Origin of the sequence: Acetobacter malorum, assembly GCF_001580615.1 — a bacterium.
Taxonomy (GTDB): Bacteria; Pseudomonadota; Alphaproteobacteria; order Acetobacterales; family Acetobacteraceae; genus Acetobacter; species Acetobacter malorum.
The window spans coordinates 174642-198964 of sequence record NZ_LHZC01000057.1 but is presented as its reverse complement, the minus strand read 5'-3'; the positions used below and the strand labels follow the sequence as shown (position 1 = coordinate 198964).

The 24323-nt window shown below is 61.9% G+C and carries 16 protein-coding genes; 5 read left to right on the top strand and 11 right to left on the bottom strand.

Features of this window, described 5'->3' with window-relative positions; genetic code table 11:
- Positions 1-44 precede the first annotated feature (44 nt).
- From AD930_RS16410 to AD930_RS16395, 4 genes are read right to left on the bottom strand one after another with little or no spacing between them, the layout of a single operon-like run.
- On the bottom strand, positions 45-2216 hold the full coding sequence (locus AD930_RS16410; RefSeq protein ID WP_061507086.1) for a hypothetical protein: 2172 nt from the start codon (positions 2214-2216) through the stop codon (positions 45-47).
- Between the two features lie 5 nt (positions 2217-2221).
- Positions 2222-5230 (bottom strand): DUF4159 domain-containing protein, encoded by a 3009-nt coding sequence (locus AD930_RS16405; protein WP_061507085.1) that lies wholly within the window; start codon positions 5228-5230, stop codon positions 2222-2224.
- Complete coding sequence (locus AD930_RS16400) at positions 5227-6300, bottom strand: DUF58 domain-containing protein (RefSeq protein WP_082781963.1); 1074 nt, start codon at positions 6298-6300, stop codon at positions 5227-5229. The genes AD930_RS16405 and AD930_RS16400 overlap by 4 nt, the downstream gene beginning before the upstream one ends.
- Before the next feature lie 4 nt (positions 6301-6304).
- Entirely contained in the window at positions 6305-7324 is a 1020-nt protein-coding gene (locus tag AD930_RS16395) for an AAA family ATPase (RefSeq protein ID WP_061507084.1), read from the bottom strand.
- Between the two features lie 131 nt (positions 7325-7455).
- Between AD930_RS16395 and AD930_RS16390 the strand changes: the two genes are divergently transcribed.
- From AD930_RS16390 to AD930_RS16370, 5 genes are all read left to right on the top strand, one after another.
- Positions 7456-8025 (top strand): DUF1285 domain-containing protein, encoded by a 570-nt coding sequence (locus AD930_RS16390; protein WP_244150646.1) that lies wholly within the window; start codon positions 7456-7458, stop codon positions 8023-8025.
- Positions 8022-9236, top strand: coding sequence for a CCA tRNA nucleotidyltransferase (locus AD930_RS16385; RefSeq protein ID WP_061507082.1), 1215 nt, complete (start codon positions 8022-8024; stop codon positions 9234-9236). The genes AD930_RS16390 and AD930_RS16385 overlap by 4 nt, the downstream gene beginning before the upstream one ends.
- Positions 9237-9281: 45 nt before the next feature.
- Positions 9282-11069 carry an ABC transporter ATP-binding protein gene (locus AD930_RS16380; RefSeq protein ID WP_061507081.1) on the top strand — a complete coding sequence of 596 codons (1788 nt, stop codon included), beginning with the start codon at positions 9282-9284 and terminating at the stop codon, positions 11067-11069.
- 187 nt (positions 11070-11256) lie between these two features.
- Positions 11257-12456, top strand: a complete 1200-nt coding sequence (locus AD930_RS16375; RefSeq protein ID WP_052403973.1) for an HlyD family secretion protein — start codon at positions 11257-11259, stop codon at positions 12454-12456.
- On the top strand, positions 12453-14030 hold the full coding sequence (locus AD930_RS16370; protein WP_043552305.1) for a DHA2 family efflux MFS transporter permease subunit: 1578 nt from the start codon (positions 12453-12455) through the stop codon (positions 14028-14030). The genes AD930_RS16375 and AD930_RS16370 overlap by 4 nt, the downstream gene beginning before the upstream one ends.
- Positions 14031-14119: 89 nt before the next feature.
- Here AD930_RS16370 and AD930_RS16365 read toward each other — a convergent pair whose 3' ends face one another.
- The 7 genes from AD930_RS16365 to gpmI form a co-directional block, all read right to left on the bottom strand.
- On the bottom strand, positions 14120-16525 hold the full coding sequence (locus AD930_RS16365; protein WP_244150638.1) for a TonB-dependent receptor: 2406 nt from the start codon (positions 16523-16525) through the stop codon (positions 14120-14122).
- 280 nt (positions 16526-16805) lie between these two features.
- Positions 16806-17648, bottom strand: a complete 843-nt coding sequence (locus AD930_RS16360; RefSeq protein ID WP_061507079.1) for an SDR family oxidoreductase — start codon at positions 17646-17648, stop codon at positions 16806-16808.
- 180 nt (positions 17649-17828) lie between these two features.
- The gene (locus AD930_RS16355; RefSeq protein WP_061507078.1) at positions 17829-18347 is read right to left on the bottom strand and encodes an RNA pyrophosphohydrolase; all 519 of its coding nucleotides are present in this window, start codon (positions 18345-18347) and stop codon (positions 17829-17831) included.
- Entirely contained in the window at positions 18344-19525 is a 1182-nt protein-coding gene (locus tag AD930_RS16350) for a divergent polysaccharide deacetylase family protein (RefSeq protein ID WP_061507077.1), read from the bottom strand. Before AD930_RS16350 ends, AD930_RS16355 begins: the two co-directional genes overlap by 4 nt.
- A 23-nt stretch (positions 19526-19548) precedes the next feature.
- Positions 19549-21000 (bottom strand): S41 family peptidase, encoded by a 1452-nt coding sequence (locus tag AD930_RS16345; protein ID WP_061507076.1) that lies wholly within the window; start codon positions 20998-21000, stop codon positions 19549-19551.
- Between the two features lie 172 nt (positions 21001-21172).
- Entirely contained in the window at positions 21173-22711 is a 1539-nt protein-coding gene (locus AD930_RS16340; protein WP_082781962.1) for a murein hydrolase activator EnvC family protein, read from the bottom strand.
- Positions 22712-24250, bottom strand: coding sequence for a 2,3-bisphosphoglycerate-independent phosphoglycerate mutase (gene gpmI, locus AD930_RS16335; protein ID WP_061507075.1), 1539 nt, complete (start codon positions 24248-24250; stop codon positions 22712-22714). It lies immediately after the preceding gene.
- Positions 24251-24323: the final 73 nt, after the last annotated feature.

Below are 24323 nucleotides of genomic sequence, written 5' to 3'. Positions count from 1 at the left end.
CATTATTTATCACACCCGCGTGCGGGCGGAAAGGAAAACGGTAGTCAGCGCCGTCCTTCCCGCCACCAGCCCGCAAACAGCAGGCACAGGGACAGGCCCAGCATCAGCCATGCAGGCAGCAGGGGCGTTGCACTTTTCCCCGTGACGACATGCGCGTTCCGGTGCGGGAAGCCCATCCAGTCTGCCCCGTGCCGGGTACTGCCGTCTGCCAGCCGCAGGGCCGGAACGGTGGGGGAGGCGCTGTTTTCTCCCGTCCAGAACACGCCGCCACCAGAGGCCGACACGACCGAGCCGATCCGGCTGGCAGTCGCCCGGAGGTCTGCAAATTCCTGCGGGTCTGGCTGCACCGGGGCCGCAAAGGCTTTGTGCGTGCCGTCATCCACCTGCCAGATGCCGGGTTTATCGGCCTGCATGCGGCCCATGGTGAGGCCGGTGGCGTCGTCCTTGTTCCCGGCGTCTTCCGCAGCAGGCTTCAACGGCAGACTGACGGCGGGGCTGCCGGGCGGGGTCACGGTCACGCTTTTTTGCGGCGCACCAGCAGTGCTGCGGCGGGTGACGGTGAGTTCTCCGCCAGAGATTGCCGCCGTCAGTTGCTCTTCTTCCAGCTCCGGCTCTTTCATCAGCCAGTGTGAAATGCGGCGCAGCAGCTCGGCCTGCGGGCCGCCGCCGCCTTCACCACGCGACCATAGCCAGATCTGGTCAGACAGCAGGAGGGCAACGCGCCCTTGATCCACATGGTCCAGCACCAGAAGCGGGGCGTTGTCCGGCCCGCTCATCAGCGTCTGGCCATGCGTGGAATCGGGCTTGAGGGCGCGATACCACGGACCCCACTGGCCGGGGGTAGTCTGGGCGGTGTCCGTTGAGCTGTTCTGCGGCGGCGCGCCGGGCAGGGCAGCTGTTACCGGATGGCGACGGCCTTCGGCGGTCAGCTTCGGCCGGAACCGCTGCTCAACCATGCCGCCTTCAGAGGGCACATGCGCAGGCAGGATGTCGCCCACAGGGGTGTCCTGCAACGTGCCGGGGCCAACAAATTCCGGGCCACCTGTCAGCAACAGGCCGCCACCTTTACGCACAAAGTTGGCGATGTTGTTCAGATAAGCGTGCGGCAGAATGTTTCTGTTCTCGAACCCGTCCAGAATGATCAGATCAAACTGGTTGATCTTGTCCTGAAACAGCTCCCGCACGGGGAAGGCGATCAGAGCCAGATCAGATAGCGGGGTGCCGTCATCCTTGTCCGGTGGACGCAAAATGGTGAAGTGAATCAGATCAACCGAGGGATCGGCTTTCAGCAAACGTCGCCACACACGCTCCCCCTGATTTGGCGTGCCTGAAATCAACAGGACGCGTAGCCGGTCCCTGATACCGGTAATGTGGGTGACGGACTGGTTGTTGAGCTGTGAGACCTCGCCTTCCAGCGGGGCCACGGACAGGCTGACCAGCATCTGCCCCGGATGCGGCACGGGCAGAGAAATATCCTGCGGGGAGCCTGTGCGCACGGGAATGACAACCGGATCCTCCCCATTCACCCGCAGGGTAACGTCTGCCTGTGCGCCGGGTGTGGTGCCCGGCCCGGCATCATCCACTTGCACCCGCAGTTTGGCGGGTTGGCCGACAATGGCGTAGGGCGGGGCTTGCAGAATGCGGAGCTGCCGGTCGGTTTCCTCGCCTTTGGCTGGCAGGAGCACATGCAGGGGCAGGGTGAAGCGTTTGCCGTCTGGCGTGGTGGGGCGCAGGCGGTCCGGCACGCTGGCCGGAATATCGGCAACCTGACCATCCGTAATCATCACCGCGCCGGCCAGCTGGTCCGGTGGAACATCGGCAGCGGCCTGCTCCAGCGCATCAAACAGGCGGGTGCCGTTATGGCCGGAATTGCGGACGGTGACAGTGCGCAGGTTCAGCCCATCCGTATGGGCCTGCGCAAGCGTGCTGGCGGCCTGCCGGGCGATGGAGGCCCGTTGCCCGACGGACATGGAGGGCGACTGATCCACCAGCAGTAACGCCGTTTCCGGCAGCACATGCCAGCTTTCATGCAGGCGCTGCGGCCCGGCCAGCCATACCAGCACGGAGAGCAGGGCCGCCAGCCGGAAGAAAGCGCCTTTGGTGCGGCGGAAGAGCGCATAGCCGCACAGCACAACAGTCAGAATGCCGAGCGTTACCAGCACCCAGAGCGGCACAAGAGGGGCAAAACCAAGAGAGCGGGCGAGAGACTGAGGCATGGTGCTTATTCTCCCAGCCGCTTGAGCAACATGGGCACATGCACCTGATCGGCTTTGTAGTTGCCTGTCAGCGCATAAATGATGGTGTTGACGCCAAAGCGGTAGGCGAGCTGCCGCTGGTCTGCGCCATCGGGCAGGACGGCAAAGGGGGTATTGCCGCTTTCATCCACCGCCCAGGCGTGCGCCCAGTCTGCGGAGCCGATAATCACCGGGCTAACATCATCATTCTCGGCTTCTCCTTCCCGCGCCACCCAGACGGGTTGTTCCGCGTAACGCCCGGGAAACTCGTGCAGCATATAAAAGGTATGAGCCAGCAGGTGATGGTCCGTCATGGTCATGAGTGGCGGAATAGGCAGGCCAGCGGTTACGCGGCGCAGCGCCGAGCGCGTGCCGGGGGCATCACCCGCATAAGGGCCGGCGGCGTCAGTCTGGCTGCCGGAATCCTGCCCTTGCGTGTCAATCAGCACAATGCCGCCATGGGCCATGAAGGCCGTGAGGGCGGCAGTCATGGCGGGGGTGGGCGCGGCGTCCGGCGTGATGGGCCAGTAGAGCAGCGGATAATAGCTCAGATCATCCTGCCCCGGCCTGACCCCGTCCGGGTGGCCAAGCATGGCGGAGGTGCGGGCGTTGGTATAGTCCGACAAGCCCTGAAGCCCCTGCCGCGAGACGGTATCAATATCGTCATGCCCGGTGATGACATAGGCCAGCCGTGTTTCGAGTGCTGCTCCGGGGACGGGCGTTGGGCCGGAGGGGGCTGGGGCTGAAGAAGGCAGGGACGAAACCGCTGCGCCATTGTCTCCGGAACTGGAACCGGAAGCTGAAGCCGATGCAGGCGTGGAACCGGACGGTGTTCCGGTATCCGTCCCAGTGGCTCCCGTGGAAGCCCCGGCAGGGGCTGCTGGGGTATGCCCGGAAGGCGCGCTTTGTGCGGAGGCGAGAACCGGGAGAGTCAGTGCACCGGCCAGCAGCAGGGACAGGCCATGTTTGCCCGAGCCGTGCTTTGTCACGGTGCGCAGAGAAAGTCCTGCACGCATGGCCAGAACCAGCAGGCCATCCAACAAAAGCAAGACGGCTGCGGCACAGAGGAAGACCGGAGCCAGCGCCGTATCCGGTCTGCGTCCGCCGGGGCTGGTGACGGTGCCGACCGGTGTTGCCGGGGCAAGCGCTGTGATCTGGCTGCTGGCATTCAGTGCGCGGCGGGCAGCACGCGGGCCATAGAGGCCGGGCGGATGGGCAGGAGAGACGGCTGTGCGGGCAAAGTCGCTCGCTTTCAGGCCGCGGGCTGCGGGCGGAGGCGGGCCGAGCACGTCGTCTCCATCCAGTGTGAGAACCGGGGCAAGAAGTGTGTCATCCGCCGGAATGGTCACGCCATTGGCGTGGTCTGTCAGCCTTTGCAGCATGGAGACAAACAGGCCGGAAAGCGGCAGGTTGGACCAGTCCGCCGTGCTGCTGACATGGAAGAGGATGATGTCGCCCTTGCCCAATGTAGCATGGGTCACCAGCGGGGTGCCATCGGCCAGACGTGCCCAGCTATGGGCGGCGAGGTCCGCGACTGGGCTGGCCAGAACCTGCCGGGAAATGGTGACGTCTGCCGGAATATCCAGCCCATGGAACGGAGACGTGGCATCAAACGCGGCCAGCTTTTGCGGCGCACCCCACGTCATGGTGCCGCCGAGCTGACGGGAGCCGTCCAGCAAAGCGACGGGCAGCAGGTCAGCCGTTGGGTCTGCTGAAGGGCCTGCCGTCGCGGTGCGGGGTTCCGGTGTGTCTATATCGTCCCCAGCAGGGGCCTCGGAAGCAGCGTCTGCTCCATCTGCGTTTGCACCATGTTGTGCGCCTGCCAGAGCAGGGCCAGCAAAGCGGATCAGGGTGCCTCCCTTTTTTACCCAGTCCTTCACCTTCTGGCGGATGGCCGGGTTTGCCAGTGTGCCATCCGGCGCAATGATGACGGAGAGCGGCTGGGCCAGCAGGGTGGCGGGGGTGCCTTCATGCAGATCCGCCGTGGGGGCGAGGGCGCGGCGCAGATAGAAGAGCGGGCCGATGAGCGGGGTGTCCGCTGCGCCGGAGGTCATCAGCCCCACAGGGCGCAGGCGGTCACCTTCATCAAACAGGAGGGTTGTGGCGGCACTAGCCTGTCCGGCCAGAGAAAGCTGGTCAATCCGGTTACGCACGGCTGTCGGCAGCGTGACGGGCACATCTATCTGCGCGGCTCCGGCGGGCAGAACCAGCGGCAGGACCGCCAGCGTACCACCATCCTGTGCATGCACGCGCACGGACAGGGAGCGGGGCGCGGGCTGGGGCAGGGCCAGAAGACGCGCCATCTGGGTGCTGTTGCGTTCAGCCGTTGGGGCAAGAGCCAGAACAGACGCATCCGGGAAATGGATTTCCTGCACCGGGCCAAAAGCGCGCAGGGCGCGGGCAAAGGCGTCATCACCCGGGGAGGCGACGCCATCTGCCAGATACAGCACGCTGCCATCGGCGTGGGGCAGTTTGCTCAGGGCACGTGCCACAGCAGCGCGGTCTGTGCGCCAGGGGGCCGGGCGCATGCTGTCCAGTTCCTGCCGCACAGCGACGGCGGCGCGGGGTGTGGGGGGCTGGATCTCGTGGCCATCGGCTGCGGGGGCGGTGCGGACGAATAGAATGGTGCGACCGGCGTGGTCAGCATCCTCCACCAGTCCTTGCGCTGTGGCAATGCGTCGGCCCCAGTCTGAGGCGGAGAACAGGCCATCATCCATCACCAGCAGCAGCGGACCATGCCCGGTGCTGGGCAGGCGATCCCCCGGCATTACAGGTTGAGCCAGCCCCAGAACCAGACAGGCCACGGCGGCAAGCCGGACCAGCAGGAGCCATAACGGGGAGCGAACGGCGTCATTCTGATGCGGGCGCAAAGTGCGCAGCAGGGCGACTGCGGGAAAAATCTGGGCACGCGGGGCGGGCGGTGTGGCGCGGAGCAACCACCAGACAACCGGGAGTGTCAGCAGGCCGAGCAGGGCCAGCGGGGCAAGAAAGATCATGAGCGCACCCCGGACTGGCCAGACAGAAGAGCATGGAGCGCCAGCAGCGTGGGCATGGGCGGCGCTTCCGTGCTGTGCAGAACAAGGTCATGCCCGTAGCGGGTGGCAAGAGCCGCAAGCTGCGCGTTCCGGGCTTCGACCAGATGCTCATAGTCCTGTTGCAGGCTTTGCACGTTGGGCAGGTCGATCTCCGGCTCGCCTTCCAGCCCTTCAAACCGCACGCGGCCCTGATACGGCAGGGTGCGCTCCGCCGGGTCTGTCACCTGCACCAGATGGGTGCGAACCGGGCGACCGGCGACATGATGCAGGCACGTCTGAAAGGTATCCTCCGCACAAAGAAAATCACTGACAACCAGCAGTTGTGCATAGCGTGGCAGCACGGCAGAGGGAGGCAGTGCCGGACGTTTGGCCTCTGGTGTGCTGGCAAGCTGGGCCAGCCCTAAGGCCAGTCGTTCGAGCGGGCTGCCTCCGGGGGGCAGGATGGCCGGGCCGGTGGGGGTGAGGAGTTGAACACGTTCCCCGTTCCGCAGCAGGAGGGCGGCGGCTGCGAGGGCGATCAGAATGGCGCTGTCCTGCTTTTCCGGCAGTGACGGGCTGGAGCGCCACGCCATGGAGGGGGACAGGTCACACCAGATGAAAACGGTCTGGGCGGATTCGGCTTCCGTCTCACGCACGTAGGCGTGTGTGCTGCGGGCGGATTGGCGCCAGTCGATATGGTTGGCGGGCTCACCGGGCAAAGCCTGCCGGTATTGCCAGAAGGTTTCTCCGCCACCGGCGCGCCGCTGGCCATGCTGCCCGGCAAACAGGGTTGCTGCAATATGGTCGGCCTGCAGCACCAACCCCGGCAGGCGCGCCGCCAGAGCGGAGGCTGTGTTGGTGCTGTTGGTGGCCAGAATCGGGGAGGAAACAGGCTGCCCGGTTCTGGTGCGCAAGGCTCCAAACAGACCGCCAGAGGAGTCTGTCGCGCTGCCGTTCGCTCCACGTCGTGCGGAGGGGCGCGCATTAGAAGGCGCGCCCTGAGCGAACAGGCGGCGGAGCAGGCCGGATGGAGAAAAAGCAGACCGGGCCAAAGGGTTAGCCCAGCCGGTTGACGAGCCGCGTTAGCACATCGTCCAGCTGCACGCCGTCTGCCCGGGCGGCAAAGGTCAGCGCCATACGGTGCGCCAGCACGGGGCGGGCGAGGGCAATTACGTCGTCCAGACTGGGGGAGAGGCGTCCGTCCAGCAGGGCGCGGGCGCGGGTGGCCAGCATCAGCGCCTGTGCGGCACGCGGGCCGGGACCCCAGGCAATCTGGCTGCGAAGCGATTCATCCGGGGATGTTTCCGGCCGTGCAGAGCGGACCAGCGCCAGAATGGCATCCACAATTTTTTCACCCACGGGCAGGCGGCGGACCAGAGCCTGCGCATCCATCAGTCCGGTTGTGTCCATAATCGGCTGGGCCTGCGCGTCCTGCGTGCCGGTGGTGGCCAGCAGCATAGTGCGTTCAGCTTGCTCATCCGGGAAAGTCAGCGGGATTTGCAGCATGAAGCGGTCAAGCTGGGCTTCAGGCAGCGGGTAGGTGCCTTCCTGCTCCAGCGGATTCTGGGTGGCCAGCACATGGAAGGGGCGGGGCAGCGGATACTCGGCCCCGGCGATGGCGACGCGGCGTTCCTGCATGGCCTGCAACAGGGCAGACTGGGTGCGGGGGCTGGCGCGGTTGATTTCATCCGCCATCAGCAACTGGCAGAACACGGGGCCGGGCACAAAGCGGAAGCTGCGGCGGCCGGAGGCGTCCTCATCCAGAATTTCGCTGCCGGTAATGTCAGACGGCATCAGGTCCGGCGTAAACTGCACGCGGCGGGCGTCCAGACCCAGAACGGTGCCAAGCGTTGTCACCAGCAATGTTTTGCCCAGACCTGGTGCGCCCACCAGCAGCGCGTGGCCACCGGCCAGAATGGCGGTCAGCGTCTGGCTGATCACTTTATCCTGACCAAAGATGATGCGGGACGTTTCCTGCCGGGCACGCTGGAGGCGTTCACAGATCATATCCGCTTCACGCACGTCGGGCATGGTGGCAGGCTGGCTGGCGAGGGGCGATGTGTCTGATGAGGTCATGGGTCCAGTCTGACAGATACAGGGCTTACATCAAGCGGGGTATCATCCCTATATCATGCCCTAAGCAGTGAAACAGTCACGAACAGGATGATCCACCGGTGAATGCTGAAGGCCAAACCCAGAAGAATGCGGTGTCCCGCCACACCGCCTGCACGGAAAAAGCCGCAACGGGAGAAGCGCCGGGGAAGCTACCGTTTCTTATTCGCCGTGATGGCGTCTGGCTTTATCGCGGGTCCCCCATCAAGCGGAAGGAAATGGTCTGTCTGTTTGGCTCCTTGCTGACGCGGGATGAGGCTGGCGGGTATCTGCTGCGCTCCCCGTTTGAGACGGGCTATATTGACGTGGAAGACGTGCCCTTTCTGGCCGTGGAGCTGGACTGGAAAGGCTGCGGCCGCATGCAGAAGCTGTGCTTCCGCACCAATGTGGATGAACCGGTGGTCGCCAGCCGGGAGCACCCGATTCGGGCCATCTGGAATGTGCCAACCGAGGCTTGTGGGGATGGGGGATGCCCGCCGTATCTGCTTGTACGGGCAGGAGACGGTCAGTTTCCAATAGAAGCGCGGCTGTCCCGCCCGGTCTGGTATGAACTGGCGGCTTTAGCCGAGCCCGGCATGTGTCAGGGCGTGCCCTGCATGGGGGTGTGGAGTTGTGACTGCTTCTTCCCGCTGGCCCGGATGCCTGCCGAAAATTCCGACGTATGACCACCGGACTGCACGCCACGGAAACGCGCCTTTCCCCGCAGCAAACGCATGCTCTGGGGCAAATCTGGCAGGTATTGCCGGAAGCGCGTCTGGTCGGCGGTGTCGTGCGGGATCTGCTGGTGGGCCGCGCTGTTGCCGATATTGACATGGCAACCCCGGAGCCGCCGGAGCAAGTGTTGGAAACGTTGAAGAAGGCCGGGATCAAGGTCGTGCCAACCGGTCTGGCGCATGGGACGGTGACGGCGGTGATTGATGCCGCACCGTATGAAATCACCACCCTGCGGCGCGATGTGGAGACGGACGGACGACATGCCGTCGTCGCGTGGACATCGGATTGGCAGGAAGATGCGGCCCGGCGCGATTTTACCATCAATGCCATGTCCCGTGGGCGGGATGACGTTCTGCATGATTATTTTGGTGGGCGGGATGATCTTGCACAGGGCCGCGTGCGCTTTGTGGGGGAGGCTGCAATCCGCATTGAGGAAGATGCCCTCCGGATTCTCCGCTTTTTTCGTTTTCAGGCGCGGTATGGCGGCAGTCAGCCAGACCCGGAGGCCATGCAGGCCATTACGCAGCAGGCGGCTTTGTTGCGCGGCCTTTCTGTTGAGCGAATCTGGTCCGAACTCAAACGGATTCTGACCGGCCCGAATGTGCCGGCTGTGCTGACCCTTATGGATGAGGCCGGCGTGCTGGGGGTGCTGTTCCCGGACGGCGTTGCGTGTGCGCGGCTGGTGCGGCTGGTGGAAATCGGTGCACCTGCCGATGCGGTCCTGCGTCTGGCGGCTCTGGTCCCGGAAGATAAGGCCGGATTGGCCCGCCGTCTGAAACTCTCAAAGGCGGAAGGCGCGTTTTTGGTCGGCGTGTCCGATGGTCCGGTGCTGGAACCGGGCATGACCGACGCAGATTTACGCCGCTTGCTGGTGCAGGACGCACCGGAAGTGCTGCTGGGACGAACATGGTTGCAGCAGGCGGAGGGGGCAGACGGCGCAAATCAGGACGCGTGGCTCGTATTGAGAAGCACGCTCTCCGCGATGTCTCCGCCAGTTTTCCCCTTGGCTGGGCGCGATGTTCTGGCCGCAGGCCACCCGCCGGGGCCGCAGGTTGGTGCGGTGCTGGAGCAGGCGCGGGCATGGTGGCTGGCGGAGGGCTGCACGCCGCCGCGCGAGGCCTGTCTGGCCTTCCTGAAAAAGGTTTTAAAATCTCAAAGCTAGGGTGCCCCTTTGCATAGCGAGGCATGAGGCTGGTAGAGGTCTCGCATGACTTCTGCAAAGCCTGATGCTGCGGCTGCTGCCCGCCGCCGTTCCCTGCTGCCCGATGACTCACGCGTTCTGCTGCAACGCCTCTGGCGGGAGCAGGTGCGTCTGCACCCTGCGCGTATTGCCGCGGTGATTGTGCTGACAGTGCTGACCGCCGCGCTGACGGCTCTGTATCCGCTGGTTATTCAGCGGGCGCTGGACATGTTTTCCACGCATGATTCCCGCATTTTGTATCAGGTGCCGCTGCTGGTGGTGGTCATCACCATTTCCAAGGCCGCCTCGCAATATGCGCAGACACTGGCAGCACAAGGGCTGGTGCTGGTGGTGATTCGCGGCTTGCAGGGCGAGATGTTTGACCATCTGGTGCAAACTGACGTGACCCGCATTGAGCGCGAACCGCCCGCCAAACTGGCCGCCCGCTTTACGACAGATGCCGTTTCCATCCGTGAGGCGATGATCCGCGCTGTCAATTCTCTGGGCGATGTGGTCACGGTGGTCGGGCTGATTGCCTCCATGTTCTATATGGACTGGGAGCTGAGCCTGATTGCCGGTCTGTTGTACCCGATTGCTGCTGTGCCGATTCAAAAGCTCGGCAAGCGTGTGCGCCGGGCCTCCGGTGGCATGCAGGAGAGAATCGGTGAGACGGCTGCTTTCCTGACCGAAAGTTTCTCTCAGGCCCGCACCGTGCGTGTGTATGGCATGGAGCAGAAAGAGAGCGCGCGGGCGGCTCTGTCCTTTGACCATCTTTACAGTGCGATGCTGCGCATCACCCGTGGTCGCGCCCGTGTGGACCCTCTGCTGGAAGCGCTGGGTGGTTCTGCGGTGGCGGCAGTGCTCGGCTTTGCAGGCTGGCGCGCAGCAATGGGCGGCGCGACGCTGGGGGACTTTTCCGGCTTTGTGGCGGCTCTGCTGCTGGCGGCACGACCGCTGCGGGCGCTGGGCGCGCTGAATGCGGCCTTGCAGGAAGGTCTGGCGGGCCTCGTGCGCGTGTTTGATGTAATTGACGAAAAACCGGCGGTTCTGGAACGCACCGGGGCGATTACGCTGCCGCCGGGGCAGGGGCATCTGGCGTTTGAAGATGTCGGCTTTATCTACCCGGACGGGCGCGTGGGGCTGGATGGGTTGAGTCTGGAAGCCGCTCCCGGCTTTACCGTCGCTCTGGTTGGCCCCTCTGGCGCGGGCAAATCGACTGCGCTCTCTCTGGTGCCGCGTCTGCATGACGTGACGTCTGGCCGGATCAGGCTGGATGGCGTGGACCTGCGGGACCTCACGCTTTCAAGCCTGCGGCATGCCATTGCGTATGTCAGTCAGGACCCGCTGCTGTTCGACCTCTCCATCCGCGATAATATTCTGATCGGGCAGGAAGATGCGTCCGATGAAGCCGTGCGGGAAGCTGCCCGTGCTGCTGCGGCAGAGCCGTTCATTCTGGCGCTGCCGGATGGGTATGACACGGTGGTTGGTCCCGGTGGCCAGCGCCTGTCTGGCGGGCAGCGGCAGCGCGTGGCACTGGCGCGTGCCCTGCTGCGGAACCCGCGTCTGCTGTTGCTGGATGAAGCGACCAGCGCGCTGGATAGCGAGAACGAGGCCGCTGTGCAGGAAGCGCTGAGCACACTCCGCCATTCCCGCACAACCATTGTCGTCGCGCATCGGTTGTCTACCATCCGCTCGGCTGATCTGGTGGTGGTCATGCGCGAAGGGCGTGCGGTGGAATATGGCACGCATGATGAACTGATTGCGCAGGATGGTCTGTATGCCCGGCTGGTGCGCACGCAGGGGCTGGATCGCTAAAGCGGTTCTTTTTTCCCACAGCTAGCAAGGCTTTTTGGTCGGAATAGGCGTGGCGGGCTGCATGCCCGCTTGAAGCCTTTTTCCGATCATGCCACATACTGACCGAACCGGTCGGTCAGCGGGGCGGGGGCGAGAGCTTCCGTGACTGGCTTTGTGTATGAAGTGTGTCTCAGGGACGGGAAACAGAATGGCCGAAGACCATAACGAACAGTCTGATGCAACGTCTGATAACGGGCAGGCCCCGCCGGAAAAGAAGAAAAGCGGGCGCGGCAAGATTATTCTGACATGCGTTGTTATTGTGCTGGCGGTGGCGGCCGGGGTTTACTGGTTCCTGACGCGCAATGAAGTGGAAACGGACGACGCCTTTACCGCAGGCCGCGCCGTCTCCATCGCCCCGCATGTGGGCGGGTATGTGACGGAACTGCTGGTGAACGATAACCAGTTTGTCCGCAAAGGGCAGGTTCTGGCCCGCATTGACCCCAGAGACTGGCAGGCCGCGCGGGATAAAGCCGCAGGCCTTTTGGAAAAATCTCAGGCCGGTATGCAGGCCAGTGACATGATGCACATAGTGGCCATGCAGAGCTATCCGGGTCAGCTGGTCCGCGCACAGGGGAACCTGGCGGCTGCCAAAGCGCAGCTGTTCAAGGCGGAAACCGATTACAAACGGCAGCATTCAGTCGAGCGTGCCGCAACCTCGCAGCAGGATATCGATTACGCCCGCGCTGCGCTGGAAGCCGCAAAAGCGCAGGTGCAGGAAGCACAGGGTGCCGTGCAGATTGCCACCCCGGTGCAGCCGAACATCAAGAACGCGCAGATTACGGTCAGCCAGCAGGAAGGTCAGGCCAAAGCGGATCAGGCCGAGCTAGATAACGCAAACCTCAATCTGGAATGGACGGTGATCCGCGCTCCGTGTGATGGCTGGATTTCCCAGCGTAATCTGGAGCAGGGCAATTACGTCCGCGCCGGGCAGGTTGTGCTGTCCATTGTGGAGCCGGAAGTCTGGGTTATGGCCAACTACAAGGAAACGCAGATCACCCGCATCCGCCCCGGTCAGACGGTGGATATCAAGGTGGATGCCTATCCGTCTCTCAAGCTACACGGGCATGTCGATTCCCTGCAGAAGGGCACCGGGGCAACCTTCAGCGCTTTCCCGCCTGAAAATGCGACCGGCAACTACGTGAAGATCGTGCAGCGTGTGCCGGTAAAAATCCTGATTGATGATGGTCTGGACCCCAACCAGCAGCTGGCTCTGGGTATGTCCGTCATCCCCGTTGTGCATGTGGATACGCAGGGCCATTCCGATGCCGCGCCGCAGGATGTGCAGCAGGCCGTGGCGCAGCGCCAGAAAGCAGCCTCCACAGCTGGTCATGAGACCGCCGCGCAATGAGTGCTCAGGACGAGGTCGCCGCCGGAGGGTGGAAGCCCAAGCATAATCCATGGTCCGTCGCCTTCATTGTGACGATGGCGGCGTTCATGGAAATTCTGGATACGACAATCGTCAACGTGTCCCTGCCGCACATCGCCGGGAGCTTATCCAGCACCTACGATGATGCGACATGGACGCTGACGGCATACCTCGTCGCAAATGGTATTGTGCTCACCATCTCCGGGTGGCTGGGCAAGGTTTTTGGCCGAAAACGGTACTTTCTGGTCTGTATTGTGATGTTTACGGTCTCATCCTTTCTGTGTGGCATGGCCACCAGTCTGGGGGAGTTGATTGTCTTCCGCATGATGCAGGGCTTCTTTGGGGGCGGGCTGCAACCCAATCAGCAGTCGATTATTCTGGATAGTTTCCCGCCGGAAAAACGCGCAGCAGCCTTCGGGCTGACGGCCATTGCGGCGGTCGTGGGGCCGGTGATTGGCCCGACGCTGGGCGGCTGGATTACCGATAACTTCTCATGGCGCTGGATTTTCTTCATCAACGTGCCGTTCGGTATTCTGACCACGCTGGGTGTTGCGGCTCTGGTGGAAGATCCGCCGTGGGCCAGAAAGCGAAAAGCCCCGGTTGATCTGATCGGTATCAGCCTCATCACCATCGGGTTCAGCTGTCTGGAAGTGATGGTTGACCGTGGTGAGGATGCCGACTGGTTCGGCTCCACCTTTATCCGCGTGATGTGTGTGCTTGCCGTGCTGGGGCTGGGTGGCGCTGTGATGTGGCTGCTGCATACGGATAAACCTGCGGTGGACCTGCGGGTGTTCAAGGATCGCAACTTTGCTGTGGGCACGGCAATGATGGGGGCGATGGGCGCACTGCTTTATTCCTCTGCAATTATCGTCCCGCAGTTTGCCCAGCAGGTTATGGGCTATACGGCCACGCTCGCCGGGCTGGTTCTTTCTCCGGGCGGGATTGCGGTCATTATCCTCATCCCGATTGTGGGAAAGCTGATGAGCATTTTCAGCGTTCGCAGCGTCATCGCGTTAGGCTTTGCGCTGATGGGGCTGTCGCTGTTCTTCTCAGCACAACTGACGCCGCTGTTGGATTTCAAGCATCTGGTCTTCTTCCGTATGAGCCAGACGGCATGCCTTGCGTTCCTGTTTGTGCCGCTTTCCACCATTGCGTATTCCACTATTCCGGGACACCTGAATGCGGATGCGTCGGCGCTGTTCAGTATGTCACGTAACGTGCTGGGGTCTCTGGCTATTTCCGGGGCCACGGCACTGCTGATGGAGCGGAAGCAGGCGCATCAGGCGCATATGGTCCACTGGATGACGCCTTATAACCAGCCGTATAATGAGTATCTGACGCAGGCCCAGAATGCCGGCATCAACCGGGGACTAACGCCGGAGAACGCACAGGCTGTGGCCCAGCATGTGCAGTATCTGGAGTTCTCCCGTCAGGTTGCCATGCTGACCTATAACGAGGTCTTCATGATCCTCGGGATTGGCGCATTCCTGTGCGTGCCGTTCTGCTTCCTGCTGTCCAATATCAAAAGTGGCGGCAAGCCCACGGGCGCGCACTAAAGCGCGCTCCACGCCCTCGGTGGCCACGAGGGCGATGGCCACTCGCCAAGTCATGCCTGCCATCGAGGCAGCATGACAACGTGTTGGCTCTAAAAGCCGGTTGAGACGGAAACGACCCCGGCAAAGCCCCCACCCACAAAATAGGTGGGAGCCTTTCCCGCAATGGTGGTGCCATAAACCCCCTGTGTGGTGCGGGCATTGGCGGAAACACTGTTAACCCCGGACAGATAACCCGACTGACCAAGATTGATCAGATTGAGCTGGATCTGGGGAGAGCGCGCAAAGCCCACCTGCCGCAGCCGGTAGCCCACGCTGAGATTGGCCGTCATAAAGCCCGGAATACGTTCATCATTCATGAAGGTGGAATAGGTTGGCCCCACGTAATTGAGCGTGAACTGACCAAACAGATGCGTGTCATCATAGGACAGGCCAAGACTGCCGGAAAAATCGGGGGTGCGAATGGCCTTTTTGCCCCGTGTGGGCAGGTAGTCCATGCCTGATTTCAGATTATTGTCGATGGTAGCGTGAATATACTGGCCCGAGAGGTAAGGGCTGAAATGGTGCCAGGGCTTGAGCCCGACCTCAAGCTGTGCGCCGCGGGCTGTCTGCCCCCCTCCGTTGAGGGATTCCGTTACCAGCGCACCATTCAGGTTGCTCGTTGTGCTGATCTGGCGATTTGTAAAATTGTAATTGAAAAGGGCCGCAGAGACGTTGACCTGCCCGGTGTGGCGATAGCCCACTTCTTCCCCAATGGAATATTCGGGGCGTGTGTCACTGGTGGCGCTACGGGTCTGTGCGCCAGTAGCGACGCTGAAACGGTCATTATAGCTGGAAATACCGGAGGGCGCGCGGAACCCCGTTGTTCCGTTCAGGAAGATCTGGTCGTTGGGCGTCAGGTCATAACTGGCGGAAAGCTGAGGTTGGGGTGAGAAATAGCTGGCCCCGTTGCGGTACCGTGCGCCAGCAAGCTGGTTGCTGACGGTGCGCGTGACCATAATGGCGCGGAACGTGGCGGAAAGCGTCAGCCGGTTGGACAGGGCATGAAAACGGTCCTGCACAAACAGAGCATTCACCTGCTGCACCAGATGCGAGTTGTAGGATGTCAGCGGGTCTCCTGATGCCGTCAGAATAGGGTAGTAACCCCGCATGTTGGAAACCCCGCCATTTGCATCCACAGCCGCGTAACGGGAGGGGTTTGAATAATCATAATAGGAATACCACGCACCACCTGTCAGGCTGTTGCGCCCTGCATCCCAGCGCAAGGACGCCGTAATGCCGGAATGGGCCTGCTTAAAAGTATCCGTCGCAACGGCGGTAATCAGGCCTGTCCGGGGGCCAGCACTGGCCTGTAGCGGCCCGGCGGGCTGGTTGCCCTGATAGCTGTGCTGCGGGTCAAGCGTGGTGCCAAACCCATCATACCCCGAGACATAAATGAAATAGGGTGTGAGCGAGAGATGGAAATGCCGGTTCAGCCTGAATTCCAGCGGGGCTGTCAGCAAGGTCTGGGCGCGGGCGTTTTCCTGCAACAGGTAATAGGAACTGTCACCCTCGGTATAATGGGATGAATAATTGAAATGGGTGCCACTGGCATCCCACTGCTTACGCGTAGGCGCGCGCAGGTAATATTGCCGCTGCCGGTTGAAGGAAAAAATGAGCGAGGCCGAACTGCCCGTGCCCCATTCCCGCAGCAGGCGGCTGTCCACATGGTAGCGTGGGCTGTCTCCGGCTCCGCGCCACTGGTTGGCGTTACGGTAGGAAAAGGAGGCAAAGCCGGTTACCCCTGTATGGCCAATTTCTCCACTGTCCAGCCGCAGAAATTCCCGGTTGAGCGCATAGGACCCGTAAGACAGATCCATAAAACCGCCTGCTGTTTTGCGCGGTTTGATCATGTGCACACTCAGTTGGCCGCCTACCGCGTTGTAAAGCGGTGCCGTCGCTTCTGCCGCGCCCTGCGTGAGGGTAACGGAACTAATGTTTTCCGTATCTGCCGTGGCAGAGGTGTAAGGCATCAGGAAAAGTGGCGGCGCAGCGGGCACGCCTTCAAACAGATACCCGATTTCCGTCTGGTCCAGCCCGCGGATGGAAAGGCCCTGCTGGTCATCATTCGTGCCGAGCGGGTCATTGGCGGAATAGATTACGCCGGGCAGGGCGGCAATCATGGCCGTAGGGCTCTCGGTGGGGCTCTGGCGGGCAATGTAGTCTCGCGTCAGGCCGCTTTGCGCATGCGGCGAGCGTTGTTGTGGCATCAGGCCTCCGCCTGCAGTGCGGCCCGTGGTGCCATCTGCCGTGGTGTGGCTTTTGACGGTCACGTATTCCGGGTGCGCAGGCGCTGAGCTTTTCTTTTTCTGCTCGCGTGATGTTTCTTCTGTTGTTGTACTGGATGTTTCCGTAGCGGCATCCGCCTCAGGCGAGCCACACAGGCTGGAGAGTGCCGTCGCCAGCATAAGCATGGAGACAAGAGTGCTGTCGGGAAAGGAAGAGGAGGCGCGCGGCATGCAGATCAGACTTTTCATTGGATTTTATTGATTTTTTCATAGCCTATCGGTCTTCTCAGAAGACTCAAATGTTATATCATAACATTTCTGTTAGGAGGGTTATGACGCCTCATCCAGCCTGCCTGCCTGCGGGCGCGTATTAAAGGTGCTTCGGGCGGCAGATAGGGAAAGGGGAAAGAGACGCGCTCTTTCCCCCTTTTTTTGTGGTCACATGATGCAGCGTAGCTTTTTATAAAACTCTTGAGATAAAAACCGGTTTTGCGTGCCGGGGTTTATCGCATCAGACCGGTGTGCCGGGCTTGATATCGTAGGCTTTCTGGATAATTTCCGGGCGTGTGCCCAGACCATCTGTGACTTTCTGTGTCCAGGCGGCGTCCATCTGTTCGCGCTGCTGCGGGATGATTTCCTTCGGCTCTACGTTCCGATAGGTCTTGATGCTCCCGTTGATGACCCCGACGGTAGTTTTGAAAACAGGCTCCGGATCATACTGCGCATGCGGGAAGGCAATTTTGCTGTAATCGAACAGGCGTTTTGACGGATCATCTTCCCAGCTTTTCCAGGTCTCAAACATGCGGTCATTAAAGCCGGTGAGGAATGGGCCGGGGTTGACGGTGGCCACCTCAATACCAAATTCGCGCACTTCCTGACTTAACGCTGCGGCAATGGCTTCAACACCATGCTTGGAAGAGGAATAGGCGCCGGTGAAAGGATCCGCCGTGAGGCCCGCCACGGAGGACATGAACACGATCTTGCCCTTCTTCTTCGCCACCATTTTTCTCAGGACAATCTGTGTGAGCAGGACCGGGCCGATAATATTGACTTCATACTGGCGGCGCAGGTTTTCGGCCGGGATATCGGCCACAGCGCCACCTTCGGAAATACCCGCGTTATTCAGCAGAATATCAACGTCCCAGCCTTCGGCCTTCTGGCGATCGCCATCATGCGTGACGTCAAGTTTTTCAACCTGAAGCGTAACATTGCGACTGCGGGCTTCTTCCGAGAGTTCGTAAACCTGCGCAACAATTTCCACACCAGCGATGACGTCAAAGCCTTCGGCAGCAAGACGGAGAGCAACTTCACGGCCAAAACCCGTGCCTGCGCCTGTAATCAGGACTGTCGTCATGGTGTTTTCCTTTAAGCTTAAGGGAGGGGCAGGGCAGTTTCTGCCTGTGTCCGCATTCAGAAGAGTGACCTGAAGCTGAACAGCCCCGTTGCTTAAAGGGACGCACAGCATCGCCCGGAGTTCCGATCAACTCTGGGGCGGTGTTGGCAGGGGAGATATGTTTTTAGGGGAAAATGGGGTTCAGGCAGGTGTTGCGAGCGGCCCGAAATCCTGCACCAGACGCTCATAAATCGGCTTTTTAAACCCGACATTGCCGGAGGGCAGGTCGGCCAGTTCAATCCACTGGAAAGCGTCAAATTCCGGGGGGATCTGGGCGTCCAGTCGGATATCGGCATCGGTGCCGGTAAAAGCCAGCGCAAACCATTTCTGTGTTTGCCCGCGGAAGCGGCCACCCAGCGCCTTGCCAATCAGATAATCCGGCAGATCATACGTAATCCAGTCCGGATGTTCCCGCAGGATGCTCAGCGTGCTGGCATCCAGGCCCAGTTCTTCCTGCACTTCCCGGAAGACGGCTGTGTGCGGGTCTTCCCCTTCATCAATCCCGCCTTGCGGGCATTGCCACACGCCTTCGGACAGCGGGCCGCCTGCGCCGGGCTGGTCCGTGCGGCGGGCGATCAGGATACGGCCATCGGGCCGAAAAATCATGGCCGCGACATTCGGGCGGTAGGGCAGGCTTTCTGCCTTAGGGCTGGTGCTCATTGCGGAAGTCCGAGAGAGGTGGGGCCGTTCTGGGTATTGGGTGTGGCGTTGTGAACATTCACATGCATAGCGCCCGTTGCGGCTGTGGGTGTCGGCGGTGCCGCGGGTTTTGCAGGGGCTGGCGGCGGAGCCGGAAGGGGTGCAACCAGCATGCTGACGGGCACCAGCGTAATCCCGACATTGGCCAGATGCGGAATCCAGGCCTTGAGGCAGGAAAGAGCCACGGGGCGCAAGGGGCCGATAACGCCAATGGCCCGGCCGTTCTTGCGGGCAAGCTGCTGGAGTTTGAGAAGCTGGATGTCGATTGTGATGATATCGGCATCGGTATTAATGGCGACATCAGCCGTGCCGACCAGCCCCGGTCCATCGGACGTGGTGGCGGGTGTGGCGTTCAGATAGAACAGGCCGCGCTGATGCACGGCAGAGAGAATGGGTTTGAACGCCGGAGAATGCGGATATTCCCCGCCATTCTGGCCAGAAAACGCATTTGTCACCCCGGCATAGCCCGCCAGATGAGAGAGCGTTTCGTTCAGGTTCTCAATATTTTTTCGTTCAGGCAGAGCAGCTTGCAGGGTGTTCGGTAACGCCTCTTCACCCGCGGCCTTGCCGTTGGCAGGGTGGTCCTGCATCGGCAGAGAAAGCAGTGTTTCATGGTTATGCGCTCTGGCGCGGTCCATCAGGCTGCTCGGGTCCGACGCGTATGGGGAAATAGCCAGAGAAACCGGGCCGGGGAGATTATCAATGGCCTGATTGCTCAGTTCATCATCCGACTGCCCAATCCCATCAATCAGCAGGGCAACCTGTGCATTGCCTGCGGGAACCGGCACCACCGGGGCGGCATAAACCTGCCGGGGCAGGAGGCCATGCGGCCCGACTTTGGGGAGAGCAAAACCGCCGGGACCAAGGTCGCTTGTCAGCAAATCCCCCATAGGGGCGGGAATGTCCGTTTTGCTGGCTAGGGCTGCAATGGCGGCGGGGGAGGTGGTGCCAACGTCAATATCGTCCCCGCTTACCTCCGCATAGGGCGGCCCCATGATCTGCAGAGTGAGGGCAACAACCCCCGCCAGCGCCGTGCATCCGCCCCAGAAGTAGATAAAAGCGCGGCCAGATGCAGGCATCTTCTGCCACAGAGAAGCCCCGGAGGGCTTCCCGGGCGTGCCAGGAGATGGGCTGGACATAAGGGCGTTGGCTCCGGTTGGGGTTAGTGGTGCGCGTGGTCATCCTTAGCCGCCGGGGCCGGAGGCTTGGCGGCGGGCAGGGAGGCAGACGGGTCCGGCGCGGGCAGCCCGGCCATGGAGCGCACAACGCGCAGGCCCTGCTGGAGCTGGAAGTCCGTTGCAGGCTTGGTGTAGTCAAACTCCGGCCAGTTTGCCGGCGGTTCACCCGGAATATCCTTGGAAATGGCAGGCAGGTCCGTACGCGGAGAGGACTTGGTCTGGTTCCCGCCCTGATTTTTCAGGATATGTTCAAGGTCTGCTTCATGCAGGCTGAAGCCGGGGTCTTCCCGCGTTTCCTTCACGGCGATATCGGGCGTGATGCCCAGCCCCTGAATGGACCGGCCGGAGGGGGTGTAATACCGCGCTGTTGTCAGGCGGATGGCCCCGTTGCCCGGAATAGGCATGATGGACTGCACAGAGCCCTTACCAAAGGACTTCGTGCCCAGCAGCACAGCCCGGTGATGGTCCTGCAGAGCGCCGGACACAATTTCAGACGCAGAGGCCGAGCCGCCGTTGATCAGCACCACAACGGGCAGGCCGTCGGTAATGTCCGTGCTGTGGGCATCCCAGCGCTGGCTGTCCTTGGGGTGGCGGGCGCGGGTGGAAACAATCTCGCCCGAGCGGATGAAGCTGGATGAGACATCAATGGCCTGATTCAGCAAACCACCGGGGTCATTCCGCAGGTCCAGCACCAGCCCGGCCAGTTTGCCACCAGCCTGCTGCTTGAGCTGGTTGTAAGCTTTGAGCAGACCTTTTTCCGTTTCCTCATTGAACTGGGCAATGCGGATATAGCCAATCCGGTCATACAGGGCGGATTTAATCACCTCGATATGGATGTTCTCACGCGTCAGCGTCAGGATGATCGGCTTGGGGGTTTTCTCGCGCACCAGCGTGAGGGTGATTTTGGTGTTCGGCTTGCCGCGCATTTTCTTCACGGCTTCATCCAGCGGGGTGCCGTCCACGGGGTGGCCGTCCACGGCAATAATGTAATCACCCGGCTTGATGCCAGCGCGGAAGCCCGGCGTGCCATCCACGGGGGAGACCACGCGGATGTGCCCGTCCTGCTGCTGGAGTTCCAGACCAAGGCCGCCGAACTCACCCTTCATCTGCACCATCATGTCCGCGTACTGTTTTTCGGTCATGTAGGAGCTGTGGGGGTCAAGACCTGTCAGCATGCCGTTGAGGGCATTGGTGATGAGGTCTTTATCAGAAACCGGCTCAACATAATCCGCCCGCACAAGGTCCAGCACAGTGCCGAACAGGGTGAGCAGGCGATAGGTTTCGGCATGGTTGCTGGTGGGAGAGGCGTCTGGAGCCTTTTCCGCCATGGCGGGGGAGGCGAGCATGCCTGCGCCGGGCAGCACTCCGGGGGTGGAGGCCAGGGCAAGGCCTGCCAGGAAAGTGGCGCCAAGCATCAGACCTGTGCGGAACTTCATGCGATCTCGTCTCCTGTCGCCGGGTGCAAAAACCCGTGCGGTCGTGTCCTGTCGAATGTTACAGCGTATGGCTAACTTTGCCTTGTAGCGCAAAGCTCTGCCTGTGTCCGCCATGCAGTTGGGCGAGATTAGCCGCTTCCGCCGGACAGGCAAACTGTCTGTCCGCTTTTCCTTACAGGAAAGGTGCGGGGTTAACGGGTTTTTGCCCGTGCCGGAGCTGAATGAACAGGGTGCCGGAACTGCCGGAAGAGCCCATATGCCCGATGGGCGCGCCTTTGGATAAGCCTTGCCCGGTCGCCACATCCAGCCCGGAAAAGCCTGCCATCACAAAGCGATAATGCTGCCCGCAATTCAGAATGACCATCTGCCCATAGGTGCGGAACGGCCCTGCAAAATCAACGCGGCCGGAACACGGCGTGCGCACGCTGGCCCCGGGTGCGGTGCGGTAGGTGATGCCGGTGGCGGGGCCAGATTCGGTTGCTGAACCCCATGTGCTGACAAGCGTGCCGACCACCGGGCGCGTACCGCCGCCTGCGGGCGGGTGGTCTGACAGGCCGGGGCCTGCGGCAGAGGCCATGGCGGCCATTTTGCGCCGGGCGGCGTCGGCCCGTTCCTGCGCGCGGCGTCTGGCGGCTTCATCCCGCGCGGCCTGATGGGCTTTTTCTGCTGCGGCAATTTCTTTTTGCAGGGCGGATTCCGCGTCAGCTTGCAGCGCATCCAGCCGGGAGACAGCGTCCTGCAGGCTGGAGGCCTTCTGCGTCGCACTTTGCAGGCGCACGGCTGCGGCGCGGGCGGCGGCGTTGGCCTGCTGCTGGGCCGCACGGGCTTTTAAGGCCTGCTGCCGGACCTGATCACGCTGGCGGCTCTGGGTTTCCTGCAACTGGCCGAGGGTTGCGAGTTTGGCGGTGAGGTCAGCATCCAGTGCCGTCAGCTTTTGCTGCCGGGCGCGCATGTCTTCGGCCTGATGTTCCAGCCCTCGAGACAGCCCGCGCAAGACCAGAAAGCCGGTGACGGCCTCACCCTGCGGCACGGGGGCCGCCAGCAGCGTATCGGATGGATACAGGGACAGGCGTTCGGCCAGCGGCAGCACCGGGGCGAGGGCTTTAGCGTCTTCCGTCAGCGCATCCCGCAGGCTGGCCTGTTCCTTGCGGAGATCGGCAATGCGGGAATCGAGATCTGCGACCTGCTGTTCTGTGGTTTGAAGCTGCGCGGTGGCGGAGACGGTGGCTGCGGACAGGGCTGACGCCTTGGCGGCACTCTGCACGGCGACGGCCTGAGCGGCCTCATTTTTAGCGCGGGACGCCGTGACGGCGGCGGCCTGCTCGGCTTTCTGCTTATCCATGGCGGCCCGCTGGGCCTGCGTGGCAGCAAGGGCAGCCTGCGCTTGTTTGACGGAGCGTTCAGCCTCGGCCTCAGCACGGGTGGAGGCAGTGCGGGATGCTGTTGAAGAGGACCGGGTGCCGGAAGAGGACGAGTGCGCACGACTTGTGTGACCGGAGGCCCGGTGGCTCGTGCTTTTGGTGGCACTATGCGTCGTGTGTGTTGTGTTTTTCTTAGCGGTGGCGGCCTGTGCTGGCGGGATGCAGGCCAGCAAGGCGAAGACCCCCACAGGCAGCAGGCGCAAACCCCGCGCCCCATAGCCCTGATCTCCCCACCCGCATTGAGCGGACAGAGAGTGGGGCAACGGCTTGGGAGGCGGGGCGAAAGGCATTCAGTCCGTTAGCAGGGAAGTCCCGGTCATGTCATCAGGTTTGGGTAAACCCATCATGTCCAGCAGGGTGGGGGCAAGGTCGGCCAGTCTGCCGTCTTTCAGCGTCTTGGTGCCAACCCCAAAGGCCACCAGCGGGACCACGTTCAGCGTATGGGCTGTGTGGGGCACGCCGGTCTCCGGGTCTTTCATGGTCTCACAGTTGCCGTGGTCGGCGGTGACCAGCAGAGAGCCATTCTGTTTTTTGAGGGCCTCGATAATGCGGCCCGTGCCGGTGTCCACCGTTTCCACCGCCTTGATGGCTGCTTTCAGGACGCCGGTATGGCCAACCATATCCGGGTTGGCGAAGTTCAGGACAATCAGGTCGTACTGCCCGCTTTCAATGGCGGCAACAGCTTTGTCCGTCAGTTCCGGCGCGGACATTTCCGGCTGAAGGTCATAGGTGGCGACCTTGGGGGACGGCACCATGATGCGGTCTTCGCCTTCAAACAGCTTTTCGCGCCCGCCATTGAGGAAGTAGGTGACGTGCGGATATTTTTCCGTCTCGGCCATGCGCAACTGGGTGCGGCCAGCGCGGGAGACGACTTCCCCCAGAATATTTTCCAGCGAGTCCGGCGGGAACAGCACCGTCAGGCGTTCGGCCAGCGTGTCGCTATAATGTGTCATGCCCAGAATGGTGGAGAATTTCACAACCTTATGGCGGGCAAAGCCGTCAAAGTCCGGCTCCAGCATGGCGTCCAGAAGCTGGCGGATGCGGTCGGCGCGGAAGTTGAAGGAGAGCAGGCCGTCTCCATCCTTCATGCCGGTATAGCCGTCGAGTACGGTCGGTTCGATAAATTCGTCTGAAATATCGGCCTGATAGGCTTTGGTGATGACATCCTGCGCGGTGGCGGCTGTCGGGCCTTCTGCGCTGACCATCACGTTGTAGGCTTTTTCCACCCGGTCCCAGCGTTTGTCGCGGTCCATGGCGTAATAGCGGCCAGAAACGGTGGCAATTTTCACGCTGTTTGGCAGAGCCGCGCGCAGGGTTTCCAGATAGCCCTGGGCGGAGCGGGGCGGGGTATCACGCCCATCGGTGAACACATGGAACGCCACCGGCACGCCAGCGTCCGCCACCATACGGGCGAGGGCAGCGGCATGATCCTGATGTGCATGCACGCCACCGGGGGAGACAAGGCCGAGCAGATGGCAGGTGCCGCCGGTTTTTTTCAGGGTGTCGATAAAGCTGGTCATGGCAGCACTTCGGGCCACGCTGCCATCCTGAATGGCGGTGGTGATGCGTGGCAGTTCCTGCATGACGACGCGGCCCGCGCCGATATTCAGGTGCCCGACTTCGGAATTGCCCATTTGGCCGTTGGGCAGGCCAACATCTTCCCCGCAGGTGCGCAGGAAGCTGCGGGGACCATTTTCCCACAGCGCATCAAAAACCGGGGTGTGGGCCTGCTGGACTGCGTTATCTGACGAGTCTTCTCTCCAGCCGAAGCCATCAAGAATAACCAGCATAACAGGGCGTTTTGTCTGGGAAGGTGCTGAAGCACTCATAGAACCATGCCTTCTTATTGTTTTATGGCCTGACTATGCCACTAAAACAGCCGGACACAAAGTGCCCGGCAGG

Coding starts and splice junctions, on each gene's coding strand:
- AD930_RS16380 (WP_061507081.1), top strand. CDS start 9,282: ATGACTTCTGCAAAGCCTGATGCTGCGGCTGCTGCCCGCCGCCGTTCC.
- AD930_RS16395 (WP_061507084.1), bottom strand. CDS start 7,324: ATGACCTCATCAGACACATCGCCCCTCGCCAGCCAGCCTGCCACCATG.
- AD930_RS16365 (WP_244150638.1), bottom strand. CDS start 16,525: ATGCCGCGCGCCTCCTCTTCCTTTCCCGACAGCACTCTTGTCTCCATG.
- AD930_RS16375 (WP_052403973.1), top strand. CDS start 11,257: ATGGCCGAAGACCATAACGAACAGTCTGATGCAACGTCTGATAACGGG.
- AD930_RS16370 (WP_043552305.1), top strand. CDS start 12,453: ATGAGTGCTCAGGACGAGGTCGCCGCCGGAGGGTGGAAGCCCAAGCAT.
- AD930_RS16360 (WP_061507079.1), bottom strand. CDS start 17,648: ATGACGACAGTCCTGATTACAGGCGCAGGCACGGGTTTTGGCCGTGAA.
- AD930_RS16345 (WP_061507076.1), bottom strand. CDS start 21,000: ATGAAGTTCCGCACAGGTCTGATGCTTGGCGCCACTTTCCTGGCAGGC.
- gpmI (WP_061507075.1), bottom strand. CDS start 24,250: ATGAGTGCTTCAGCACCTTCCCAGACAAAACGCCCTGTTATGCTGGTT.
- AD930_RS16350 (WP_061507077.1), bottom strand. CDS start 19,525: ATGTCCAGCCCATCTCCTGGCACGCCCGGGAAGCCCTCCGGGGCTTCT.
- AD930_RS16405 (WP_061507085.1), bottom strand. CDS start 5,230: ATGATCTTTCTTGCCCCGCTGGCCCTGCTCGGCCTGCTGACACTCCCG.
- AD930_RS16355 (WP_061507078.1), bottom strand. CDS start 18,347: ATGAGCACCAGCCCTAAGGCAGAAAGCCTGCCCTACCGCCCGAATGTC.
- AD930_RS16410 (WP_061507086.1), bottom strand. CDS start 2,216: ATGCCTCAGTCTCTCGCCCGCTCTCTTGGTTTTGCCCCTCTTGTGCCG.
- AD930_RS16385 (WP_061507082.1), top strand. CDS start 8,022: ATGACCACCGGACTGCACGCCACGGAAACGCGCCTTTCCCCGCAGCAA.
- AD930_RS16340 (WP_082781962.1), bottom strand. CDS start 22,711: ATGCCTTTCGCCCCGCCTCCCAAGCCGTTGCCCCACTCTCTGTCCGCT.